This window comes from Marispirochaeta aestuarii (assembly GCF_002087085.1).
Taxonomy (GTDB): Bacteria; Spirochaetota; Spirochaetia; order JC444; family Marispirochaetaceae; genus Marispirochaeta; species Marispirochaeta aestuarii.
In genome coordinates this window covers 1-678 of the sequence record NZ_MWQY01000066.1, presented here as the reverse complement: position 1 = coordinate 678, position 678 = coordinate 1, and the positions used below count along the sequence as shown (strand labels likewise).

1 protein-coding gene is annotated in these 678 nt (G+C 56.8%); it reads right to left on the bottom strand.

Annotated elements, in window-relative coordinates; all coding sequences use genetic code 11:
- On the bottom strand, positions 1-678 hold a 678-nt coding region (locus B4O97_RS19130; RefSeq protein WP_143305840.1), incomplete at both ends, for a toxin TcdB middle/N-terminal domain-containing protein.

Below are 678 nucleotides of genomic sequence, written 5' to 3'. Positions count from 1 at the left end.
CAGGCCCCGATGGGCGTAATCTGTTGTGTCGTACAGGGTCACTGTTTTCTGCAGGTCCCCCACGTCTCCCCGTGTTTTCGTTACCCTTCCGTAGCCCAGAAACTGGCGGTCCCAGCGGTCGTACATTCCATGGTCGTAGGTGTATTCCGTCCTGTAGGTATGCTCGCCGTAGGCCGTCTCCTCGCCCTCCCGGCCGTCGCTCCAGCTTACCGAACTCAGGAGCCAGCGGTGATGCGGTTGATCGACTGTGTGTCTGGATGCTGTATACTCGAGGTCGCAGGCTCCGCCCTGGGGCAGCTGTACGCTTTTCAGCAGTCCCGCCTTTCCGGCCAGGTTCGGTTTTACCCGCAAAAATGCGTCTCCGGGATACTTCATTATGTGGTCCGGAAGGCCGTCTCCGGTAACATCGCGCATCATTACCCGGCCGCTGGTCGTCGCGTAGGAACCGTTCATTCCCGGGTTAATCGTCAGACTCAGCAGGGTAAAGCGGTAGGATGTTGAAAGATTAAAGCCCAGGTTCACGTTCATCCCCATCTGGTAATCAAGCACATCCTTCATACTGAAGGGATCCACGTACTCGGACAGTTCGTTCTCTTCAGGATCAAGTCCATTAACCCGTATTGCTCCCGCCGCCGAGCCGGGAAAGCTCAGGTTATTCGCTATCTGCCTCAGGTCACT